Below are 22329 nucleotides of genomic sequence, written 5' to 3'. Positions count from 1 at the left end.
GGGTGTGTTCGGGGAGCGGGCGTTCAAGCGGCCGCCGGCGCGGCGGGCACGGCCGGCGCGGCGGCGCGCTCGGGCGCGGGACGCCAGCCGAGGGCGGGGGCGACCTCGGTGGCCAGCAGCTCCAGCGCGCGGATCGAGGCGTCGAGGCCGGGCCGGCCCGGATTGAACTGCGCGAGCAGGTCGGTCGCCAGCGGCAGCACCCGCTCGGACCGCAGCTGCGCGATCACCTCGTCGGGGTGGCCGTAGTGCGCGTGGTAGCGGAACAGCGCGTTCTCCAGCGTCTCGGGTCCGAGGGGCCGCGCGCCCGCGTTCGAACGGCGGATGCCGTCGATCAGCGCGTCGCCGATCTGGTCGAGCGCGGTCTTGCGGTCGTCGGCGGCGAAGATGAGCCGCGAGAGGCCGATGCGCGGCCGCCGCTGCCCCGTCCACGCGGCGAGGTAGCGCTCGGCCCAGGCGCGCTGCACGACGTCGGTGGGCTCCTCGTATCCGTAGGTCGCACGGTTGAGCAGCAGGTTCGCGCCCTCGCCGGCGACGTGTGCGGCGCCCTCCGCGCTGAACACGCCGTGCCACGACCGGGTGTCGGCCAGGTCGGGCGACGCGGCCTTGACCACGGTGCCGTCGGCGTCGAGCGCCTCGCCGCGCAGGGCCGACCGCACGGCCGCGAACGTCTCGGTCGTCAGCTCGCGCCGGCGGTCGAAGTCCTCGCCGAAGATCGAGTAGGCCGTGCGGTCGAAGCCGGTGCCGACGCCCAGCTCGACGCGACCGTTCGTGATGGCGTCGAGCACGCCGACGTCCTGCGCCAGCTGCACCGGATGGTGCAGCGGGATGAGCGTGACCGCGGTGCCGATGTGGATGCGGCGGGTGCGCGCCGCGGCGTTCGCGAGGAAGATCCACGGCGACGCGAGCCCGTCGGCCTCGCCCGGCCCGAAGTGGTGCTGGGCGACCCAGCCCGAGTCGAAGCCGAGCTCGTCGGCCGCGACGAAGAGCTCGAGCGCGTTGCGATACGTCTCGGCGAGGTCGCCGCCGCCCTCCACGTGCGTGAGGAAGCCGAGACGGAAGGGACGGTCGTCGCTCATGGTTCTCCTTCGGGATGCGGTGTGCGACCGACGGTATCCATTGTTCTCGACGTGTCGAAGAATGTTTGACACAATCCGTCGCTTTTGATTCGGCAGTATTGTGATGTCGGCGAGGGAAACGCGGGGAGACCGACATGACAGTGGCCGACACGACCGCTCGGACGACGACGGCCGGATGGCTGCTCGAACGGCTGCCCGGACGGGGCGCGCGCGACATCGCCGACGGGATCGCGGGGCTCATCGCCTCGGGCGACCTCGCGATCGGGGCGCAGCTCCCCACCATCCGCGACCTGGCGCGCGCCGCCGACGTGAGCGCGGGCACGGTGCTCGCCGCGTGGAACCAGCTGCGCGCGGCGGGCCTCATCGAGACGCACCGCCGCGGCGGCACGATCGTCGTCGACGACGGCGGCACGGCGGCATCCGCCGACGCGTCGCGGCAGCGCGCACGCACGAACGGTCCGCGCACGGGCGGGCCGCGCACGTGGGCGACGATCGACCTGCTGCAGTGCGCCCCCGACATCTCGCTGCAGCCCGGCCTGCGCGACGCGCTCATGGAGAGCCTCTCCGACGAGAGCCTCAACGTCTTCGGCCGCGAGCACATGACCGAGCGGCTGCACGACGCGGTCGCCCCGACGTGGCCGTTCGCCGCCGAGGCCTGGGCCACCGCGGGCGGAGGCACCGAGGCCCTGCTGCTCGCCGTCGCCGCGGCGGCCGAGCCCGGCTCGCTCGTCGCCGTGCACGAGCCCGCGAGCCCCGGCCTGCTCGACACCCTGCGCGTGCTCTCGCTCACCCCGGTCGGCGTCGCGTGCGACGACGACGGCCCGCTGGTCGGCTCCCTGCGCGCGGCGATCGACGCGGGCGCCGTCGCGTTCGTCGTGCAGCCGGGCGGCGAGTTCGCGCTGAGCGGCCGCGTCACGGCGCAGCGCATGGACGACCTCGCGGCCGCGATCGCCGCCGCGCCGCAGCACGTCTGGGTCGTCGAGGACGACGCCGTCGGCCCCCTCGCCGCGACCGAGAGCCCCAGCATGGGCACCGCGCTGCCCGGCCGCACGATCCGCGTGCGCAGCTACTGCAAGGCCTACGGCATCGACGTGCGCACGTCGGTGCTCGGCGGCAGCCGCGAGCTCGTCGAGCGCAGCATCGCGCTGCGCAGCCACGGCGTCGGCTCGAACAGCCGCATCCTGCAGAACGCGCTCGCCCACCTCATCGACAGCCCCGCGGCCGCCGAGTCGGTCGAGCGCGCACGCCGCGTCTACGCGTCGCGCCGCGAGGCGCTGCGCGACGCCCTGGAGCGCCACGGGCTCACCGCCGCCGCGGCGCCGGAGGGCCTCGTGCTGTGGGTCGACGTCGTCGACGAGACCGATGCGCTCGTCGCGCTCGCGACCAAGGGCGTCTCGGTCGCGCCTGCGAGCAAGGTGTTCATCGCTCCGCCCGAACGCCCCATGATCCGCATCTCCCCCCTGCAGCTGCCCGACGACCCCGCCGCGATCGACGAGCTCGCGACCCTCGTGTCGGGAGCGGCACGCGGGACGACGCGCGAGTTCTTCGACTGACGGACGCCTCGGGCGTGCCATCAGGTTTCGTTATGTAACAGGCACAAAATCTGGACAATACTCCGCGAGTGAACATTGCCTCTGTTCACCGACCGGAGGTTCCCCCATGACTGCCCAGAACGAGATCAGCCGCGGAGAGCGGCACGTCGACTCCGTGCTGCTCCCGCACGGCGTGCCGCCCCGCGAGGTGGAGGTGCTCGTCGTGGGCGCCGGGCCCACGGGCCTCGCCACGGCGCTCGACCTGCACCGGCACCGCGTCGACGCGACCGTCGTCGACGCCACGACGTCGTTCCGGCTGCCGCGCGCCGGCGCGATGGGGCACTCCGCACGCACGGTCGAGCTCTTCCGGCAATGGGGCGTCGCCGACCGCGTGCGCCGCGGATGGACGTTCCCGCCGGAATGGAACCTCGGCATCCGCCTGCGCACGTCGCTCGCCGGGCACGACCTGCGCGCCGTCGCGCGCCCCGTGTTCGACTCCCGCCCGACGAACCCGCACTCGTTCGCGCTGCAGATCCGCCGCCCGCAGACGGCCCTGCAGCAGGCGTTCCTCGACCAGCTCGCCGAGCTCGACGTGGTCGTGGCGGGCGGATGGCGGCTGATCTCCGCCGACGAGGACGCCGACGGCGTGACGTCGACGCTCGAGCACACCGAGACGCGCACGACGCGCATCGTGCGCTCGAAGTACGTCGTCGGCGCCGACGGCGCGCGCAGCACGGTGCGGCAGCTCGCCGGCATCGAGCGCGAGGGCGCGTACGCGACGGCGCGGCACTACCGGTTCGTGGTGCGCACGCTCGGGGACTACCCGGGCCGGCATCCGTTCCCCAGCGGCACGAACGTCGTCGTCAACGGCGTGCACTCGGGCTTCCTCGCGGCGCTCAACGAGACCGACTGGCGGGTGTACGCGGGGCCGTTCCCGATCGACCGCACGCCCTCCGACGACGAGCTGCTGGGCCTGGCGCGCGCCGCGTTCGGCTCCGACCTCGAGCTCGAGCTGCTCGACGCGACGCCGTACTTCAAGAGCACGCGCATCGCACGGGAGTTCCGGCGCGGCCGCACGCTGCTCGTGGGCGACGCGGCGCACGTGCGCACGCCCGGCGGCAACCTCGGCGAGGGCTTCGGCGACGTGCTCAACCTCGGCTGGAAGCTCGCCGCCGTGCTGCGCGGCACCGCCGGCGACGCGCTGCTGGACTCGTACGACCGCGAGCGCCGTCCGCACAACCACCGCGTGGCCGCGGCGGCGAAGGCGCGCTCCGACGCCTCCGAGCGCAACGTCGCCGCCGCACGGGCGCTCGGGTTCCCCGCCGACGACGATCTGAGCCCCGAGGCCGGCGCGCGCCGCGCCGAGATCGCGGCGCTCCTCTCCCGGGATGCGGCGCCGAGCTGGGGCATCCACTTCGACGAGCGCTACGACGACTCGCCCGCGGTCTGGTACGAGCCCGAGCAGGCCTCGCGCGAGAAGCCCTGGGACCCGGGCGTCTACGAGCCGGGCGGGCTGCCCGGCCACCGCGCCCCCGACGGACTCGTCGACCCGTACGGCGGCACGCTGTACGACCGCATCCGCAGCGACGTGGCGCTGCTCGTGCTGTCGGACGAGCACGACGCGGTCGCGGCGTTCGAACGCGCCGCCGCCGAGCGCGCGATCGACATCGAGGTGATCCACCTGCCCGACGAGAGCGCCCGGGCGCTCTACGGCGCCCCGTACGCGCTCGTGCGTCCCGACCACCACGTCGCCTGGCGCGGCACCGCCGCCGACCTCGACGCCGGCGCCGTGCTCGACCTCGTCTACGCCCGCCCCGCGCCCGCGGCATCCGCCCCGCACGAGCACGCCGCCGCCCACGCCTGACGCCCCTCCCCCTAGCTTTCCCGCGAGACTGCACGGGCGCAACGAGACTGCCGATCTGGCGTGCTGTCTCGTTGCGCCCGTGCAGTCTCGCTAGGTGCGCGGGTCAGAATCGGGTGGCGTGGCGCGCGGCGTTGACTCTGGCATCGCGCGCTGACGGTCGCGAACGGGAACGGGCGGGCCGTTGCGGTGTGAGAGCGTGCGGGATCGCACGGCGAGGGGCTCGTGGCGACTGTCGGTGCGTGCTGTGACGCCCCGGGACCCCTGGGGAGGCCTATGCGGGCGCCAGCCCGGCGGCTGTAGCGACGCGGAGCTTGCGGAGGTTGTGGCAGATCGTGTGGAGTAGCCATTCGCCTTGGGCGCCGGCGAGTCCGCGTAGCCGGAGCTGTCCGGCGTTTTGCCGGGTCTTCATCTGCCCGAACGCGGGTTCAACGATGGCTTTGCGGCGCGCGTAGTCGGTGCGGCCCTGCTCGGTGCGCAGCGCGTGCGCCATCCGCTCCCGCCGGCTCGCGTCCTCTGGGGCCGGGTCCGGGGCGCCGGCGGTAGGGAAGCTCTCGCCGTGACGTTGCCGTCCCGTCGCGATCAACACCTGTGCGTCCAGATCGTCGGCGGCTTCGAGGTTGGCTTCCGAGCAGTAGCCCGCGTCAGCGAGGACGACCTCTGGGGAACGCTCGATTCCTGCCGCGTCGAGGTTCCGTAGGGTCTGCTCGGCCATCGGGACGAACTGCTGGATATCGGTGGCCTGCTGGGTGACCTCGGCGCTCAGCACGATCTGGTGGCCCTCATCGACAACGGCCTGCGCGTTGAACGCGTAATCGAAGCCGCGGACCGTCTTCATCATCCGCGCCTCAGGATCGGTGAAATTGCGTTGCGCTTTCGGCTTCGGCGCCGCCGTGTCCACTGCAGTCGCGACGGCCGCGTCGGCCTGTTCAGGGGGCTGACCGGCGGCGTCGGCCTTCTTCCGCGCTACGGCTGCCGCCTTCTCGGCGGCGTCGGCCTCGATCGCGTCCTTCGCGGCACGTAGTTTTGCCAGGCGCCCCTCACGGCGGGCCAGCTCCGGGGCGACCTCGTCCCCGCGCCGGTCCTGGCCGAACTGCTGATCCTCGGCCTCATCGACCGCCTCCGCCTCGGCGAGCAGCGCAGCGACCTCGGCTTGGAGCTGATCGATCTTCGGCACGATCCGGTCGTAGCTCATCGCCTTATGCCGCGACGCGTTCGCGGCCAGCTTCGTGCCATCCAGCGCGACACGCCCCAACCGCACCAGCCCCGCCTCCGCGCAGACCCGCAGCACCTGCAGGAACAACCCCGGCAGGGCATCCAGGTGACGCCGACGAAACCGGGCCAGCGACCGGTAGTCGGGCGCCTGGTTGCCCGACAGCCACCGGAAGGCGATATCGCGCTTGCAGCGCCGCTCCAACTCACGAGACGAGGTCACGCCCGTCGCGTACGCGAACAGCAGCAGCTTCAACATCATCCGCGGGTCATACGGAGGCGCACCCGAGGCGGACGCGTACGACGCGTAGACCGGCGTCAGATCCAAGAGCTCTTCGACGACCTCGGAGATGAACCGGGCCTCATCATCCTCGTCCAGCCAGTCATCCAGACTCGGCGGGAGCAGGAAACACTGCCCCTGGTCATACCCACGGAACGTCTTGCCCGCACCCGCCGGTGCAGCCGAGCCCGGCGCCCGCGCCTCACCCGGCTCGACCTCGAACAGACCCTCCAGGCTGGCAGTCACCGTCATGAATCGATTCTCCCAGCACCCCGCGCTATCCACCGGATTCACCCCGGCGCGTTAACGGAAGGATCTGACCCACGCACCTAGAAGAGACGAGAGGGAGAGAGGGGATGCCAGGGGGTCAGTGCGCGGGGGCGGGGGCGGGCAGGCGGGGGTGGATGGCGTGGGCGACGGTGGCGAGGGCGTCGCGGTACTCGGGGGCGTCGAAGGGGAGCGGGATGCTGAAGAGGATGTCGGTGGAGCGGAGGGCCGCGGCATCCGCTCGGAGCGTGCGCACGATGTCGTCGGGCGAGCCGAAGGCGATGTTGGCCTCGACGAGGTGCGTCTCGGTGTCCCTCCCGAGGTCCACCCGGCGGTAGTACTCCGGGCGCTCGAGCACGTAGCGGCGGTACAGCGCGACGGCGGCGTCGCGGTCGCGCGCCGGGAGCACGACGCGTGACACCGCGATGCGACCCGCGACGCCCGGCGGCAGCGCGGCACGGTACACGTCGATGAGCTCGGCCTGCACGGTGCCCGTGTCGCCCTGCGCCGCCTTGCGGTGCAGCTGCAGTCCGTCGCCGGCCGCGCCCGCGGCCCGGGCGGTCGCGGCGCGGCTCGTCGCCTGCCAGATGCGCCGCCGCAGGTGCTCGCGCCGGGGATGGAGCGACAGCTCGCGTCCCTCCGCGATCCCGGCGAGCGCGTCGTGGAAGCGCGCCAGCGCGCTCGCGAAGAGGGCGTCGCGCTCGGTCTCGTCGAGCGCGAACGCCTCGAAGGCCCGCGACGACCACCCGCCGCCGTTGCTCTTGCCGAGCCCCAGCTCGAGCCGGCCGCGGCTGAGCACGTCGACGACGCCCGCGGTCTCGGCGAGCGCGATCGGGTTCTCGAACGCGAGCGTCACGACGGCCGTGCCCAGGCGCAGGGATGCCGTGCGCTGCGAGAGCGCGGCGAGGAACGTCAGCGCGGCCGGCAGGCCGTTCGTCGCGACGTGCCCCTCGGCCACCCAGAACGAGTCGTAGCCGTGGCGCTCGGCCTCGACGGCGAGGCCGATGATCGCCTCGTAGTCGCGCTCCGCGTCGTCGGTCACCTGCGGCACCGCGAAGTGCCCGAGGCGGGGCGGGAGGTCCGCCCGCTCGTCCGCGATCGAATCCGCGTACGCCGCCGAATCCGCGTGTGCCCCATCGCTCATGGCGCCTCCCTCTCGCGAGCCCGCGCTCGCCTCTCGTCGCGGGCCCTCGCCCACCCTCGCGGGCCCGCGCCCGCGTCGCCGCGTCGCGGATCCGTGCCCGCGGCGCAGTTCGACCGTAATGACACAGATACAAACGGCACAAATGTGCGCACTCGGTGACGGATATGTATGTCACATTGTGACCGTTTGTGTGTCATGGTGTCGCATCGCCCCGCGCCCCCGGCATCCGTTCCCGAGACTGGCCCCGGCGCTGCCACCGACCCGGCAGACGCTCGAACCCCGGCAGACGCACGGAACGCACCGAGAGGCATCCCGATGACCATCCCCTTCCCCACCCGGCCGACGCGCCGCCGAGCGCGCACGCGCGCGGCGCGGCGCTCACGGATCACCGCCCTGCTCGCGGCCGCCGCGATCGCGCTGTCGGCCTGCGCCTCGCCGGCGAACGGCGCCGCGGGCGACGACGAGCAGGCCGAGCAGGTCGTGCGCTGGGCCGTGTCGGCCTCGTTCGCCAACTGGGATCCCATCGTCACCGGCAGCACGGCGAGCACCCGCTACCTCACGCCGATCTACGAGTCGCTCACCTCCATCGACGAGTCGGGCAGGCTCGCCCCCGGCCTCGCCGAGAGCTGGGAGTACAACGAGACGGGCGACGCGGTGACCTTCCGCCTGCGCGAGGGCCAGACCTTCCACGACGGCACGCCCGTCGACGCCGAGGCGATCAAGGCGTTCATCGAGCGCGCGAAGACGCAGCAGACGTCGGCGCTCATCGGCGACTACGCGACGATCGACCGCGTCACCGTGGAGGACGACCTCGTCTTCACTGTGCACCTCACGCAGGTCGACTACCAGATCCCCTACCTGCTCAGCGTGCGCGGCGCCCTCATCACGAGCGCCGAGGCGGCCAAGGATCCCGAGCGGCTCAACGTCTCGGCGCCCGTCGGCGCCGGCCCGTTCAAGGTCGTGGAGCTGGTTCCCGAGAGCCGCATCGTGCTGGAGAAGTTCGACGACTACTGGGATGCCGACAACATCCACATCGATCGCATCGAGATCGAGTTCGGCATCGACGGCTCGACGATCGTGAAGGCGCTGCAGACGGGCGTCTACAACTTCGCCATCATCGACGCGAAGAGCGTGAAGGAGGCGCAGGAGTCCGCGCTCGACGTGTGGTTCGGCGACGAGTACGCCTGGTTCGTCAACTTCCTGAGCATCAACGTCCACAAGGAGCCCTTCACGGATCCCGCCGTCGTCGAGGCGGTCAAGCACGCGATCAACCGCGACGAGCTGGTCGAGAAGGTCACGCTCGGCTACGGCAAGGCCGTCGACCAGCCCTTCCCGCCCGGCTACATCGCCTACGACGAGGAGTCGGAGGACGTCTGGCCCTACGACCCCGAGAAGGCGCGGCAGATCCTCGCCGACGCCGGCTACGCGCCCGGCGACATCTCCGTGCCGCTCACCATCTCGGCCGAGAACCCCTCCGCCGAGATCATCCAGGAGCAGCTCGGAGCGATCGGCATCGAGACCCCGATCGTCATCGACAAGAACTGGCGCGTCGGCTACTTCGGCAAGGAGACGGCGCTGTCGCTCTACGGCTACTTCGGCCGCGACTCGCACGTGCAGGCGCTCACGGCGAACTACGACCGCGACGGCGTGCTGAACCTCAGCTCGCCCTACGTCTCCGACGAGTTCACCGCGGCGCTGCGCACGATCCGCGAGACCCCGCTCGACTCGCCCGACTACGAGCGCCTGCTCCGCGAGGCGACGCGCGCCGGGGTGAGGACGTCGCCCACGGTGCACCTCTACACGGTGCCCGCGTTCTACGCGAAGTCGCCGGAGATCTCCGATCTGCCGACGATCCAGGGGCAGCTCAGCTGGAAGGGCGTCACGGTCGGGCAGTGACCGCCGCGGGGTGGGGCGCCCGCGACGCCGCCCCACCCCGCCCGCGCCGGGCCGCCCCGCCCCGCCCCGCCCCGCCAGGATCCGATTACCCCGTATTTCCCATGGGATCGCGAACATTGCTCGCGACTCTCATCCTGTTACAACACCACCGATTGAAACGGATATGTCATGGCTCGCAAAAGCACAAAACTCCGCGCCGCCCTCGCCGCGGCCGTCGTCGGCGTCCTCGCGCTGACGGGGTGCGCCGCGTCCGCCGCGGAGGAGGCGGCCGAGACCCGCGAACCCACGGTCCTGCGCTGGGCGGCGACGCTGCCCGCGAACTGGGACCCGGTGGTGCAGGGCAGCGGCTTCAACTTCAACCTCACGGCGCTCGTGCACGCCTCCCTCACCGAGATCGACGAGCAGGGCAACGCGGTTCCCGGCCTCGCGGAGAGCTGGGAGTACAACGACGCGGGCGACGCCGTCACCTTCCACCTGCGCGAGGGCCTGGAGTTCCAGGACGGCGCCCCCGTGAACGCCGAGGCCGTCAAGCTCTACATCGAGCGCGCCAAGACGCAGGAGAACTCGGCGCTGCACGGCGACCTGACCTCCATCGACCACGTCACCGCCGACGGCGAGCACGACGTGACCGTGCATCTCACGCAGGTCGACCATCAGATCCCCCTGCTGCTCGGCCGCCGCGTCGCGCAGATCACGAGCCCGAAGGCCGCCGAGGACCCCGCCGCGCTCAACCAGTGGCCCGTGGGCGCCGGCCCGTTCCAGGTCGTCGAGTACGTGCCCGAGTCGCACATCACGCTGGAGAAGTTCGACGGGTACTGGGACGCCGAGAACATCCACATCGACCGCGTCGAGCTCTCCGCCGCTCCCGAGCCGTCGACGCTCGTCGCCTCGATCAGCACGGGCGTGTACGACTTCGCGTTCGGGCTCGACCCGTCGCAGTACGACGCCGCGATCGCCGCGGGGCTCGACGTGTCGCAGCATCCCGTGTACTCGGCGCAGAACATCAGCCTCAACGTCAACAAGCCGCCGTTCGACGATCCCGCGGTGGTCGAGGCCGTGCGCCACGGCGTCAACCGGCAGGAGTTCCTCGACAAGGCCGCGTTCGGGCACGGCTACCTCACGACGCAGCCCTTCCCCGAGGGCTACATCGCCTACGACGAGGGGTCGGCCGACCTCTGGCCGTACGACCCCGAGAAGGCGAGGAAGATCCTGGCGGATGCCGGATACGCGCCGGGCGACCTCACGGTGGACTTCGTCGTGAGCCGCGAGTCGGTGTCGAACGAGATCGTGCAGTCGCAGCTGGCGGCCATCGGCATCACGGCGAACCTGCGCGTCGCGCCCGACTGGTCCGGGCCGTTCTTCGCGAAGGACCTCACCCTCTCGACCTACGGCACGACGGGCCGGGAGTCGCCCGTGCAGACGCTCACGGCGCACTTCGGCCCCGACGGCCCGCTCAACCTGTCGAGCCCCTACGAGCCCGAGGGGTTCGAGGAGGCGATCGCGATCGCGCGGGAGACGCCGCTCGACTCGCCCGACTACGCGAAGAACCTGCAGGCGGCCACGCGCGCTGGCCTGCAGAGCGAGGCCCTGATCTTCACGATCGGCGTGCCGCAGCTCATCGTGTCGTCGCCGAAGGTCTCCGCGCTGCCGCAGATCCCCGGTCAGATCCACCTGACCGGCGTCACGATCGAGCACTGAGCCGGGAGCACGGGCACCACCATGACGGTCACGACCCTCGACCACCGGCCGGGCGCGAGCGCCGCGGGCGCGGCGTCCGCCGCTGCGGCGACGCGTCCGCGGCGGGCCGCGCGCGGCCACGGAACGCTCCGGTTCCTCACGCACTCGCTCGTCGTGTTCACGACGGTGTTCTTCTTCGCGACGCTCATCACGTTCGCGCTGCAGGGCCTCAGCGGGCTGAGCCCCGCGCACCTGCTGCTGTCGGAGTCGGCGACCGCCGAGCAGATCGCGGCGCTGGAGCACCAGTGGGGGCTCGACCGCCCGTTCGTCGTGCAGTACTGGGACTGGTTCACCGGCATCCTGCAGGGCGACCTCGGCAACAGCTGGTACAACGACGCGAGCGTGTCGGAGCTGCTCGCCTCGCGCGCCGTCATCAGCCTGTCGGTCGCGGGCCTCGCCCTCGTCATCGGCGTCGTCTTCGGGTTCGCGTTCGGCGTGCTGGCCGCGGTCTTCCAGACGACGTGGATCGACCGGTCGATCACGGCGTTCACGACGTTCATCTCGGTGATGCCGTCGTTCGTCGTCGGCATCGCGCTCGTCGCCGTCTTCGCGGTGGGGCTCGGCTGGTTCCCCTCGGCCGGATACGTGCCGATCGAGCGCGGCGGCTTCGGGTGTGGCTCTGGCATCTCTGGCTGCCCGCGATCGCCCTCAGCTTCGACACCGTCGCCGACGTCGCCCGGCAGATGCGGGTGGGGCTCGTGCAGGCCTACCGCGACAACTACGTCACAGGTGCCGTCGTGCGCGGCCTCAGCCCGCGCCGCATCTTCTTCGTGCACGTGCTGCGCAACGGCAGCGGGCCGGCGCTCACCGTGCTGGGCATGAAGTTCCCGAACCTGCTCGGCGGCGCCGTCGTGACCGAGGCGATCTTCGGCCTCGCGGGCTACGGCAAGTTCGCGGCCGACTCCGCGAGCCGCGGCGACGTGCCCGCGGTGCAGGGCGTGCTCGTCGTCGCGATCGTGCTGGTCGTGCTGTTCAACCTGCTCGTCAACGTGCTGCTCGTGCGGCTCAACCCCGCATCCGCGAGAGGAGTGTGACGTGATCCGCCGCATCCTGAGCCTCCCGTCGGGGCGCTACGCCGTCGCCTTCGTGCTGTTCATCGCGCTGCTGGCCGCGTTCGGCCCGCTGCTGGCGCCCTACGATCCGCTGCAGGGCACCGATGACGCGCTCGCGCACCCGTCGGCGGAGCACTGGCTGGGCACCGACTACCTGGGCCGCGACGTGCTCAGCCGCATCCTCGCCGGCTCGACGATCAGCGTGCTCGGCGCCGTGCAGGTCGCGCTCATCGCGCTCGTTGTCGGCGCGATCCCCGGCATCCTGTCGGTCTATCTCGGCCGCGTGTTCGAGTGGTTCACGCTGCGCTTCGTCGACACCCTCATCGCCCTGCCGTTCCTCGTGTTCGCGGTCGCGATGACGGCGCTGCTCGGCAACGGCATCCCGCAGGCGATGCTCACGGTCGGCGTGCTCGTGTCGCCCCTCTTCTATCGCGTGGCCCGCGCGGCCACGCTGTCGGTCGCGCGCTCGCAGTACGTGGAGGCCGCGATCCTCGCGGGGGCGTCGACAGGCTGGATCGTGCGCACGCACGTGTGGTCGAAGGTGCTGCCGCCCATCGCGATCGCGCTGGCCAACACGATGGGCATCGGGTTCGTGGTGGTCTCCAGCCTCACGTTCCTGGGCATCGGCGTGCAGCCGCCCGCGCCCACGTGGGGCGGTGTGCTGGCATCCGACCTCGGATACCTGAACTACCGGCCGTATGCGCCGTTCTTCACGACCGTGCTGATCATGCTCACCGTGTGGGCGTTCAACCTGCTGGCCGACGTCATCCGCGACGTCGCCGGCGAATCGGGCCGCGCACTGCTCGCCGAACGCGAGTCGGCGAGGCGCGACAAGAGAGACGCGACGAGCGAGCCCGCCGTCGCGCGCGTATGAGGAGGGCGACATGACCGACACGCTCACGACCCAGGCGCTCGACACCGTGCGCACGGCCCCCGACGACGAGGCGGTGCTGCGGCTCGTCGACGTGCGCATCGGCAACCGGCACACCGGGAAGGAGGTCGTGCACGGCGTCTCGTTCGCGCTGCGCCGCGGCCACGTCGTCGGCATCGTCGGCGAGTCGGGCAGCGGCAAGACGCTCACGTGCCGCGCGGTCCTCGGCATCCTCCCCCGCGGGTTCCGCGTGACGGGCGGGCGTATCGAGGTGCTGGGGAGGGATGCCGCGGCCCTCACGCCGCGGGAGTGGACGCAGCTGCGCGGCACGAGCATCACCGCCGTGTTCCAGGATCCCGGGTCGTACCTCAACCCGTCGATCCGCGTCGGGACGCAGATCGCGGAGGTGATCCGGGTGAAGCGGGGCGTGCGGCGCCGCGAGGCCAAGGCGCGCGCCCTCGCGCTGCTCGGCGACGTGCGGCTGCGCGATCCCGAGCTCGTGTACCGGCAGTATCCGCACGAGCTGTCGGGCGGCATGCTGCAGCGCGTGCTCATCGCGGCGGCGCTCTCGCTCGACCCCGACATCCTCATCGCCGACGAGGTGACCACGGCGCTCGACGTGACGATCCAGGCCGAGATCCTCGACCTGCTGCTCGACCTCACGGCGAGCCGCGGGCTCTCGCTCATCGTCGTCTCGCACGACCTCGCCGTGGTCGCGCAGACGTGCGGCGAGGTGCTCGTGCTGCGCGAGGGCGAGGTCGTCGAGCACGGCGCGACCGCCGACATCCTCTTTCACCCGACACACGACTACACGCGGCTGCTGATCGACGAGCACGAGCGCTACGGCCTCGACCGGTTCCTGCGAACCGCGAATGCTGCGAATGCCGCGGACGCGGGCGACGGAGGAGAGGTGCGCCGTGTCGCGTGATGCCGAGGCCACGACGCCCGGCGATCAGAGGGCACCCGGGCCGGAGGCGCTCGTCTCGGTCGATGCGCTCGACGTGCACTACGGCTCGGGACGCGACCGCGTGCACGTGCTGCGCGACGCGACGCTGCACGTCGGCGCCGGGGAGTCGGTGGGGCTCATCGGCGAGACGGGGTCGGGCAAGTCGACGCTGGCCCGCGCCATCGTGGGCCTCGTGCGGCCGAGCGCGGGCCGCGTGCGCATCGCCGGGGAGGACGTCACGAGGCTCACGCAACGCCAGTGGCAGGGCTTCCGGCGTCGCGGCGTCGTGCAGTACGTGTTCCAGGACCCGCTGCGCTCGCTCGACCCCGACCTCACGATCGAGGAGTCGCTCTCGGAGCCGTTGCAGGTGCAGCGGCGGCTGTCGCGGCAGCAGATCCGCGACCGCATCGCGTTCCGCCTGGAGCAGGTGCGGCTCGACACCGCGCTGCTCGAGCGGTTTCCCGGCGAGCTGTCGGGCGGGCAGCGCCAGCGCGTGCTCGTGGCGCGCGCCCTGGCGACCGAGCCGCGCGTGCTCATCCTCGACGAGCCGGTGAGCGCCCTGGACGCCGCCAACCGCGTCGCGGTGCTGGAGATCCTGAACGCGCTGCGGGCCGGCGGCACCTCGCTCGTCTTCATCTCGCACGACCTCGGATCGGTGGCCGGCGTCACCGACCGCGTCGTCGTGATGTACCGCGGCGAGCTCGTCGAGACGGCGGCGACCGGCGACCTGGTCAGCCGCCCGCAGCATCCCTACACGCGCCTGCTCGTGGGCTCGGCCCCCACGCTGTCGGCCGGCGCGATCGACCGCGAGCGCCGCGAAGAGCTGCGGCAACTGCTCGAAACATCCTGATCAACACACATTCTTGGAGCATCATCATGTCGGAACGAAAGCTCAAGCTCGCCCTCAGCGTCTACGGCGTCGGCGGTCCCGGCCAGCACAGCCTGTGGAAGGACCCGCGCATCCCCCGGAACGCGAGCATCGACATCCGCTGGTACATCGCCCGCGCGCAGCAGGCCGAGGCGGCGCTGTTCGACGCGCTCTTCATCGTCGACAGCCAGTTCATCGACGCGAGCTATCCCGCGCACTACCTCAACCGTCTCGAGCCGCTCACGCTGCTGTCGGCCGTCGCGACGCACACGACGCACCTCGGGCTGATCGGCACCGCGAGCTCGACGTACAACTCGCCGTTCAACCTGGCCCGCCGGTTCGGCTCGCTCGACCAGATCAGCGACGGCCGGGCGGGGTGGAACGTCGTGACGAGCTTCGACACGGGCACGTCGCGCAACTACGGGCTCGACGAGCACCTCGACTACGCGACGCGCTACGGCCGGGCGCGCGAGGCCGTCGAGGTCGTGCGCGGGCTGTGGGACTCGTACGAGGACGACGCGTTCGTCGCCGACGTCGAGCGCGGGGTGTTCCTCGATCCCGCGAAGCTGCACGCGCTGAACCACCACGGCGAGCACTTCCGCGTCGACGGCCCGCTCAACCTGTCGCGGTCGCGGCAGGGGCAGCCGGTGATCTTCCAGGCGGGCGTCTCGGAGGAGGGCCGCACCCTCGCGGCGCACGTCGCCGAGGGCATCTACGCGCCCGGCGAGAGCTTCGAGGCCGCCGCGGCGTACTACGCCGACGTCAAGGGCCGGCTCGCCGCCGTGGGCCGCGAATGGGACGACCTCGTCATCCTCGTCGGAGCGACGCCCGTGATCGCGTCGACGGATGCCGAGGCGCATCGCCTCGCGCGCGACATCTTCGAGGCCGACAACGACTTCGACCGCAAGCTCGCGGCGTTCGGGCGTGCGTTCGGCGCCTACGACTTCTCGGTCCACGACCTCGACGCGCCGTTCCCCGACCTCACCGCGCAGGCGGAGCGCGGCGGGCGCACGCGGGCCGCGAAGATCCTCGAGCGGGCGCGCGAGGGCGGGCTGTCGCTGCGCCAGACGGTGCAGGAGTTCACGCAGTTCACGCCGTCGCCGTTCATCGGCACGCCCGCCACCGTCGCCGACACGATCGAGCGCTGGTTCCGCGGGCGCGCCGCCGACGGGCTGAACCTGCGGCTGCGCACGCCCGACGACATCGACGCGCTCACGGGCGAGGTCGTGCCGATCCTGCAGCAGCGCGGCCTCTTCCGCACGGAGTACGAGGCCGACACGCTGCGCGGCAACCTGGGCCTACGGGTGCCGCAGAACCGGTATGCGGCGGGGCGCTCGCTCGTCGGTGCGGGCGTCTGAGGGGGTCGCGCCATGACCGGACGGCAGCTCAAACTCGGCCTCGTGCTCACCGGCGCCGGCGGGCCCGGCAATCACAACCTGTGGCTCGACCCCGCGATCCCCGCGAACGCGAGCGTCGACATCGAGTGGTACATCGCGAACGCGCAGCGGGCCGAGGCGGCGAAGTTCGACCTCGTGTTCATCGTCGACAGCCAGTTCATCACCCCCGACTCGCCGCCGCACTACCTGAGCCGGCTGGAGCCGCTGACGCTGCTGTCGGGCGTCGCGACGCGCACGAGCCGCATCGGCCTCGTGGGCACGCTCACCACCTCGTACAACGCACCGTTCAACGTCGCCCGCCGGTTCGCATCGCTCGACCACATCAGCGGGGGCCGCGCGGGATGGAACGTGGTGACGAGCGGGGATGCCGGCACCGCCGGCAACTACGGACTCGACGAGCACTACGACTACGACACCCGGTACGGCCGCGCGAGCGAGCACGTCGCGGTCGTGCGGGCGCTGTGGGACTCGTACGAGCCCGACGCGCTGCCGCGCGATCGCGAGACCGGGCGGTTCCTCGACCGCGAGAAGCTGCACGCGCTGCACCATCACGGCGAGCACTTCTCGGTGGCGGGGCCGCTCAACCTGGAGCGGCCGCCGCAGGGGCAGCCGGTGATCTTCCAGGCCGGCGACTCGGCGCAGGGCCGCGACCTCGGTGCCGAGGTGGGCGAGGGAATCTTCACCCACGCGGCGACGCTCGCGCAGGCGAAGGCCTTCTACGACGACATCAAGGGCCGTGCCGTCGGCACGTACGGGCGGCGGCCCGAAGACCTCGTCGTGCTGCCCGGCGTCTCCGTCATCCTGGGCGACACCGACGACGAGGCGCGGGAGCTGGAGCAGCACTACCGCGCGTCGGACCACTCGTTCGAGCAGGCACTCGCGGAGCTCGGCCGGTCGTTCGGCTGGCACGACTTCCGCCAGTACGACCTCGACGAGCCGTTCCCGCAGCACACGCTCGTGTACGCGGAGAACAGCTTCCGCACGGGCGCGCAGAAGATCGCGGCTCTCGCCGCCGACCGCGGCTGGACGCTGCGACAGGTGGTGCAGAACAGCCTGCGGCGAGCGCCCGGCCCGTTCGTGGGCACCGCGGAGACCGTCGCGAACACGCTGCAGGAGTGGTTCGAGGCCTACGGCGTCGACGGCTACAACATCCACGCGGGCCACCCCGCGCAGCTCGACCGCTTCATCGACGAGGTCGTGCCGATCCTCGTGGAGCGCGGCGTCTTCCGCTCGGAGTACGAGTCGGACACGCTGCGCGGCAACCTCGGGCTGCCGGTGCCCGCGAACCGGTACGCGGCGGGGAGGGTGGTGGGCGCGGGGGTGTGAAGGGGTGAGGGGCGCGGGGGTGTGTGGTCGGTGCGGCCGTGCGGGGCTCGTCCGGCTGTGCGGAGCTCGTGCGACCGTGCGAGGGCGAGCGCCACATTCCTGCAGTGGCGCCGTCAGGAATCAGCGCCGCGAACGGATTCTGGCGCCATCGCGTGACCCCGTCGGGTGCGCAGCGCCCCCTACATGAGGTCGTCCGGCGCGATCACCCGCAGCCCCTTGGAGTGCAGCAGCAGCTGCGCACGCACGCACGCGCCCTCGGCGACGAGCTCGTCGCGGAGGGTACGGGCCCAGCGCAACGTCTCACCGGCGAGCTCGGCGTCGCCACGGCGTTCCCACACCATCAGGATCTGCGCGAGGTCGCTTCGCGCCATCATGCCCGCGAAGCGGATCGCGAAGAACTGCGCCATCGTCACGGATCCGAACTCATCGCTCCTCACGACGCGGTCGGGATCGCGCGGATAGTCGCCGAACGGCATCACCGGGCCGAGGGGACGGTCGTTCTCGTCGAGGAAGAGGAGCCAGAGCTGCCGCCATCGGGCTCTGCGGAGCAGAGGCGTGACGTAGTCGAGAAGGCTGGTGTCGTCGGTGAGCGGCGAGGCTGTGATCGGGGTGTCCATGCCGACGAGCATGGCCTGAACGGATGCCGCGCGATGCGGCATCCGGCTGATCGGTGGACAGATCCGCGAATCGGATGATTGTGGACGAGGCTGCGCGGGCGCTCCTGGCCAGCTTGAGGGGGATGGGCGGATTCTCGCGTTGCAGGGCGTCGTGGCGCAGCATGGCATCGTCCGCCAGACGGGGGTGGCGGCCAACCTGATGCGTGGCTTGCGCCTCTGCCCGCAGCCGGCAGAGTGAATCCTGAGTCGCCATTGACTCGGACGCGCCGCGGCGCGCATCGTGCTGTCGCCGATCGGCCACGATGCGACCGCGCAGGTGTCATCATCGGGGCACGTGATGGGCGTCACGCTCGATCTGCTCGACACCTGGCTTGTCGAGCCAGGTTGGGCCGCCGGCATCCGCGTTCCCGCGTGGAGAAGCGGGCACGGTGGTGTCGCCGACGACATCCTCGCACTGACGCACAAGGCGCCTATTCGATGCGCGCCACTCGCTGATCGGGCGGTATGGTCGCCTGTACGTATGCGAGGGCTCGGCGCTCGCCGGGCCGGCGGCGATCCGGCAGGTCTCGAAGCTGGGTATTCCCGTTTCCGACGTCGCCCACGACCTGCCCGCGAGCAGCGCCGACATCGAGGGGACGGATGCTGCGGTCCGTCCGGCCGCGACGGTTTCTTCGGCGTTCACACGAAAGCCTGCGTCGGGGAGCAAGCGAGCTACGCGACGCGAAGCAGCAAAACGCGATGCGCACGTGTTGCGAACGTTCCAGCGCTGGCTCTCGCGCTAGGGAAGAGATCCCTGAGCCGTCGGTCGACGACGTCCTGCACGTGCTCGAGGTGATCCTCCCGCTCGCACGCGATGCAGGCATCACCCCTCAGCCGCAGATGGCCTCGAACCCCTCATCGATATCGAGGAGGAGAGCAACGGCTCCGAGGGCATCCTCATGCCGCTGCGCATGGCCCTTGACGAGTATGTGCACTTCGATCCCCAAGGGGATTCGCTCGCTCGGTAGTGGCGCACCGGGCGGCGATCGCAGTGGAGATAATAGGGGCTTTGGCGGGTGATGGGATATGCGGCACAACGCCTGGGCACGGCTGCGGCTGCGGGCGGGATCACCACCACGAGCACAAGGAGGACGGCGGAGCTGCTCCCGAGCTCGACAAACACGAGCCTGCCCCGTGGACCCCAACGATCCGACTGCCGACCTGAGTCCGCTATAAGGGCTTGCTCCTGCAAAACCGCCAAGGGCTGGTCTGCAGTCTCATCGATCACGCATCCGCTGGACGAAGTGAAGCAATTTGGCCCGCAACCCTCAATAAAATGCTGATCAGCAAGAGTGCTCCCCGCTATGCGGGGATGATCCCATCTCCTCGGTGACGCTGCACCAGCTCGTCGAGTGCTCCCCGCTATGCGGGGATGATCCCAGGACCTTGGCTCGCTCGATGACGGTCTCGCCGTGCTCCCCGCTATGCGGGGATGATCCCAGGTCGACGGTCGTCTGCCCGGGCACGTCGATGTGCTCCCCGCTATGCGGGGATGATCCCACCCCCGTCGACGACGTCACCCCGTCTGACCCGTGCTCCCCGCTATGCGGGGATGATCCCTCAACGAGAAGCGGTTCGCCGTGTTCTCCGGCGTGCTCCCCGCTATGCGGGGATGATCCCTCGGCCGTGACGATCAGACTGTCACCGTCAGGGTGCTCCCCGCTATGCGGGGATGATCCCTACCCGTCTGGGGTGCTGTTGTCGCGGTGGCGGTGCTCCCCGCTATGCGGGGATGATCCCCCCCACGCACTCCGCCACGCAGGCGCAACCGCGTGCTCCCCGCTATGCGGGGATGATCCCTTGTGGCTGGTGGGTTTGTTCGTGAAGGGGATGTGCTCCCCGCTATGCGGGGATGATCCCTCGACCGTCACAGCGCCCGCTCACGCAGATGAGTGCTCCCCGCTATGCGGGGATGATCCCACGGTGCCCAGGTCGACCTCCGCCGACGCGTCGTGCTCCCCGCTATGCGGGGATGATCCCGACTCGCCCAGCGTGCGGACGCCGATCGTCGAGTGCTCCCCGCTATGCGGGGATGATCCCGTCGCCGGGAAAGCTGATGCAGGTCACACGACGTGCTCCCCGCTATGCGGGGATGATCCGTCCTGCGCGATGTTCCCGGACCCGGCGGTGAAGTGCTCCCCGCTATGCGGGGATGATCCCGTCCCGGCGATCATCCGGGGGAGGAACTCGAACGTGCTCCCCGCTATGCGGGGATGATCCGTCCCCGTACGCGAACTTCCGGATCGTGCGCTCGTGCTCCCCGCTATGCGGGGATGATCCCAGCAAGAAGCGCGCCCGCCTCATCGCCCCCATGTGCTCCCCGCTATGCGGGGATGATCCCGCGCGCGGCTCTCACCCGACCTACCACGACGGGTGCTCCCCGCTATGCGGGGATGATCCCCGCACGACGGAGGTCGGCGGGTGGGTGGACGAGTGCTCCCCGCTATGCGGGGATGATCCCATGGTCGGCGCCGGGCCGTTCCCGAACGGGTCGTGCTCCCCGCTATGCGGGGATGATCCCATCATCCGACCCATCGACGGGAGCCCCAATGTGTGCTCCCTGCTCGCGCAGGGATGATCCCGCCGTGGCGATCATCAGCCAGGCAGACCCGAAGTGCTCCCTGCTGGCGCAGGGATGATCCCGATCCAAAGGGCGAACTGCTGGTCAAGTACTAGTGCTCCCCGCTCACGCGGGGATGATCCGGCCAGAATTGAGAAGACGTACGCCTTGCAATCAGTGCGAGAGCAGGTCGTACTCAAGCAAGTGTGGGCTTGAGACAGGAATCATCCCCAGTAGTGCCCCTTAACGTGGTGTAGCGCGCGGTGGCTGCCGGTCCTGTCTTGGACGTGGGCGCGGTCACCGTGTGATCCTTCGAGGAAACTCTCACATCCCACTCGAAAGGCATCATCACGATGACCGCACCTCATATTGTCGACCCTGCCCGCCTGCTCGGTGAAGCCCTTGCCGACGGATCTCCCGATCTGATGCGGCAGTTGCTGCAGACGATGATCAACGCGCTGCTGTCCGCCGACGCGGACGCTGTTGTCGGCGCCGAATGGGGCAAGCCCAGCCCCGACCGCACCGCCCAACGCAACGGCTACCGGCACCGCGACCTGGACACTCGTGTCGGCACGATCGACGTTCAGATCCCGAAGCTGCGCACCGGAACCTACTTCCCGGAGTGGTTGCTGGAGCGCCGTAAGCGGGCCGAGACGGCGCTGATCACCGTGGTCGCGGACTGCTACCTCGCCGGCGTCTCCACCCGACGGATGGACAAGCTCGTGAAGACTCTCGGGATCCACTCGCTGTCGAAGTCGCAGGTCTCGCGGATGGCGGCGGACCTCGACGAGCACGTCGACCAGTTCCGTCACCGCCCGCTCGATGATGCAGGCCCGTTCACGTTCGTCGCCGCCGACGCGCTCACCATGAAGGTCCGCGAAGGCGGCCGCGTGATCAACGCGGTCGTGCTCATCGCGACCGGCGTGAATGGGGACGGGCATCGCGAAGTCCTCGGCCTGCGCGTGGCGACCAGCGAGACCGGGGCGGCCTGGAACTCGTTCTTCGCCGACCTCGTCGCCCGCGGCCTCGGCGGGGTCCGCCTGGTCACCTCCGACGCGCACGCCGGGCTGGTGGAAGCGATCTCGGCGAACCTGCCCGGAGCTGTCTGGCAGAGATGCAGAACCCACTACGCGGCGAACCTGATGAGCGTGACACCGAAGGCCATGTGGCCGGCGGTGAAAGCGATGCTGCACTCCGTCTACGACCAGCCCGACAAGGACGCCGTGCACGCCCAGTTCGACCGGCTGCTGGACTACGTCGACGGGAAACTCCCCGACGCGTTCGAGCACCTCGACGCCGCGAGGGCGGACATCCTCGCGTTCACCGGGTTCCCCGACGGGCTCTGGCAGCAGATTTGGTCGAACAATCCGAACGAGCGCCTCAACCGGGAGATCCGCCGCCGCACCGATTCCGTGGGCATCTTCCCCAATCGCGACGCGATCATCCGCCTCGTCGGCGCGGTCCTCGCCGAGCAGACTGACGAATGGGTCGAGGGCCGCCGCTACCTCGGCCTCGAGATCCTTGCCAAGTCCCGCCTCACCCTCGTCGCCGACACCGGAGAGGAGGTGAACACCGACACCGTCCTCGAGCTCAGCGCCTAACCGAAATCAACAACAGAAGGATCACCGTCCGCTACACCACGTCCCGG

At 70.8% G+C, this 22329-nt stretch carries 16 protein-coding genes, 1 pseudogene and 1 CRISPR repeat array; of the genes and pseudogenes, 12 read left to right on the top strand and 5 right to left on the bottom strand.

Annotation, left to right across the window (positions count from 1 at the left end):
• Positions 1–23 precede the first annotated feature (23 nt).
• A complete protein-coding gene (locus tag AOA12_RS00915) occupies positions 24–1076 on the bottom strand; it encodes an LLM class flavin-dependent oxidoreductase (protein ID WP_054678887.1) in 1053 nt (350 codons plus the stop codon).
• Positions 1077–1210: 134 nt separating this feature from the next.
• Here AOA12_RS00915 and AOA12_RS00910 point away from each other — a divergent pair, with 134 nt between their 5' ends.
• Together AOA12_RS00910 and AOA12_RS00905 are read left to right on the top strand one after the other, a co-directional pair.
• Positions 1211–2629: an aminotransferase class I/II-fold pyridoxal phosphate-dependent enzyme gene (locus AOA12_RS00910; protein ID WP_054678883.1), complete on the top strand. Its 1419-nt coding sequence runs from the start codon at positions 1211–1213 to the stop codon at positions 2627–2629.
• 106 nt (positions 2630–2735) lie between these two features.
• Positions 2736–4472, top strand: coding sequence for an FAD-dependent monooxygenase (locus AOA12_RS00905; RefSeq protein WP_054678879.1), 1737 nt, complete (start codon positions 2736–2738; stop codon positions 4470–4472).
• 271 nt (positions 4473–4743) lie between these two features.
• Here the strand turns inward: AOA12_RS00905 and AOA12_RS00900 are convergent, their stop codons facing one another.
• Positions 4744–6255, bottom strand: coding sequence for an IS1182 family transposase (locus AOA12_RS00900; protein WP_442922247.1), 1512 nt, complete (start codon positions 6253–6255; stop codon positions 4744–4746).
• Positions 6256–6328: 73 nt separating this feature from the next.
• The gene (locus AOA12_RS00895) at positions 6329–7372 is read right to left on the bottom strand and encodes an LLM class flavin-dependent oxidoreductase (protein ID WP_054678876.1); all 1044 of its coding nucleotides are present in this window, start codon (positions 7370–7372) and stop codon (positions 6329–6331) included.
• Between the two features lie 315 nt (positions 7373–7687).
• Here AOA12_RS00895 and AOA12_RS00890 point away from each other — a divergent pair, with 315 nt between their 5' ends.
• From AOA12_RS00890 to AOA12_RS00855, 9 genes and pseudogenes are all read left to right on the top strand, one after another.
• A complete protein-coding gene (locus tag AOA12_RS00890; RefSeq protein ID WP_054678873.1) occupies positions 7688–9268 on the top strand; it encodes an ABC transporter substrate-binding protein in 1581 nt (526 codons plus the stop codon).
• Between the two features lie 168 nt (positions 9269–9436).
• Positions 9437–10966: an ABC transporter substrate-binding protein gene (locus tag AOA12_RS00885; protein ID WP_054678870.1), complete on the top strand. Its 1530-nt coding sequence runs from the start codon at positions 9437–9439 to the stop codon at positions 10964–10966.
• Positions 10967–10987: 21 nt separating this feature from the next.
• Positions 10988–11257: pseudogene (locus tag AOA12_RS23780) on the top strand (hypothetical protein); the annotation flags it as partial.
• Positions 11251–12039, top strand: a complete 789-nt coding sequence (locus AOA12_RS23775) for an ABC transporter permease subunit (RefSeq protein WP_231637227.1) — start codon at positions 11251–11253, stop codon at positions 12037–12039. The pseudogene AOA12_RS23780 and the gene AOA12_RS23775, both read left to right, overlap by 7 nt.
• A gap of 1 nt (position 12040) precedes the next feature.
• Positions 12041–12931 carry an ABC transporter permease gene (locus tag AOA12_RS00875; RefSeq protein WP_054678866.1) on the top strand — a complete coding sequence of 297 codons (891 nt, stop codon included), beginning with the start codon at positions 12041–12043 and terminating at the stop codon, positions 12929–12931.
• A gap of 10 nt (positions 12932–12941) precedes the next feature.
• Positions 12942–13856, top strand: a complete 915-nt coding sequence (locus tag AOA12_RS00870) for an ABC transporter ATP-binding protein (RefSeq protein ID WP_082405842.1) — start codon at positions 12942–12944, stop codon at positions 13854–13856.
• Positions 13846–14724, top strand: a complete 879-nt coding sequence (locus AOA12_RS00865; RefSeq protein WP_054678863.1) for an ABC transporter ATP-binding protein — start codon at positions 13846–13848, stop codon at positions 14722–14724. The genes AOA12_RS00870 and AOA12_RS00865 overlap by 11 nt, the downstream gene beginning before the upstream one ends.
• 26 nt (positions 14725–14750) lie before the next feature.
• Positions 14751–16100: an NtaA/DmoA family FMN-dependent monooxygenase gene (locus tag AOA12_RS00860; protein WP_054678861.1), complete on the top strand. Its 1350-nt coding sequence runs from the start codon at positions 14751–14753 to the stop codon at positions 16098–16100.
• A 12-nt stretch (positions 16101–16112) separates the two neighbouring features.
• On the top strand, positions 16113–17465 hold the full coding sequence (locus AOA12_RS00855) for an LLM class flavin-dependent oxidoreductase (protein WP_054678858.1): 1353 nt from the start codon (positions 16113–16115) through the stop codon (positions 17463–17465).
• Between the two features lie 179 nt (positions 17466–17644).
• On the opposite strand, the gene AOA12_RS00850 is transcribed toward AOA12_RS00855, so the two are convergent.
• On the bottom strand, positions 17645–18082 hold the full coding sequence (locus tag AOA12_RS00850) for a hypothetical protein (protein WP_156366333.1): 438 nt from the start codon (positions 18080–18082) through the stop codon (positions 17645–17647).
• A 322-nt stretch (positions 18083–18404) separates the two neighbouring features.
• On the bottom strand, positions 18405–18764 hold the full coding sequence (locus tag AOA12_RS22885) for a hypothetical protein (protein ID WP_156366332.1): 360 nt from the start codon (positions 18762–18764) through the stop codon (positions 18405–18407).
• 649 nt (positions 18765–19413) lie between these two features.
• Positions 19414–20642: a CRISPR direct-repeat array (repeat unit 28 nt; unit sequence GTGCTCCCCGCTATGCGGGGATGATCCC).
• A 392-nt stretch (positions 20643–21034) separates the two neighbouring features.
• Here AOA12_RS22885 and AOA12_RS00845 point away from each other — a divergent pair.
• Entirely contained in the window at positions 21035–22282 is a 1248-nt protein-coding gene (locus AOA12_RS00845; protein ID WP_054678492.1) for an IS256 family transposase, read from the top strand.
• Positions 22283–22329 lie beyond the last annotated feature (47 nt).

The sequence above is a fragment of the Microbacterium sp. No. 7 genome, assembly GCF_001314225.1.
Classification (GTDB): Bacteria; Actinomycetota; Actinomycetes; order Actinomycetales; family Microbacteriaceae; genus Microbacterium.
The sequence above is the reverse complement of the archived record's forward strand: the minus strand, read 5'-3'. Positions and strand labels throughout refer to the sequence as shown.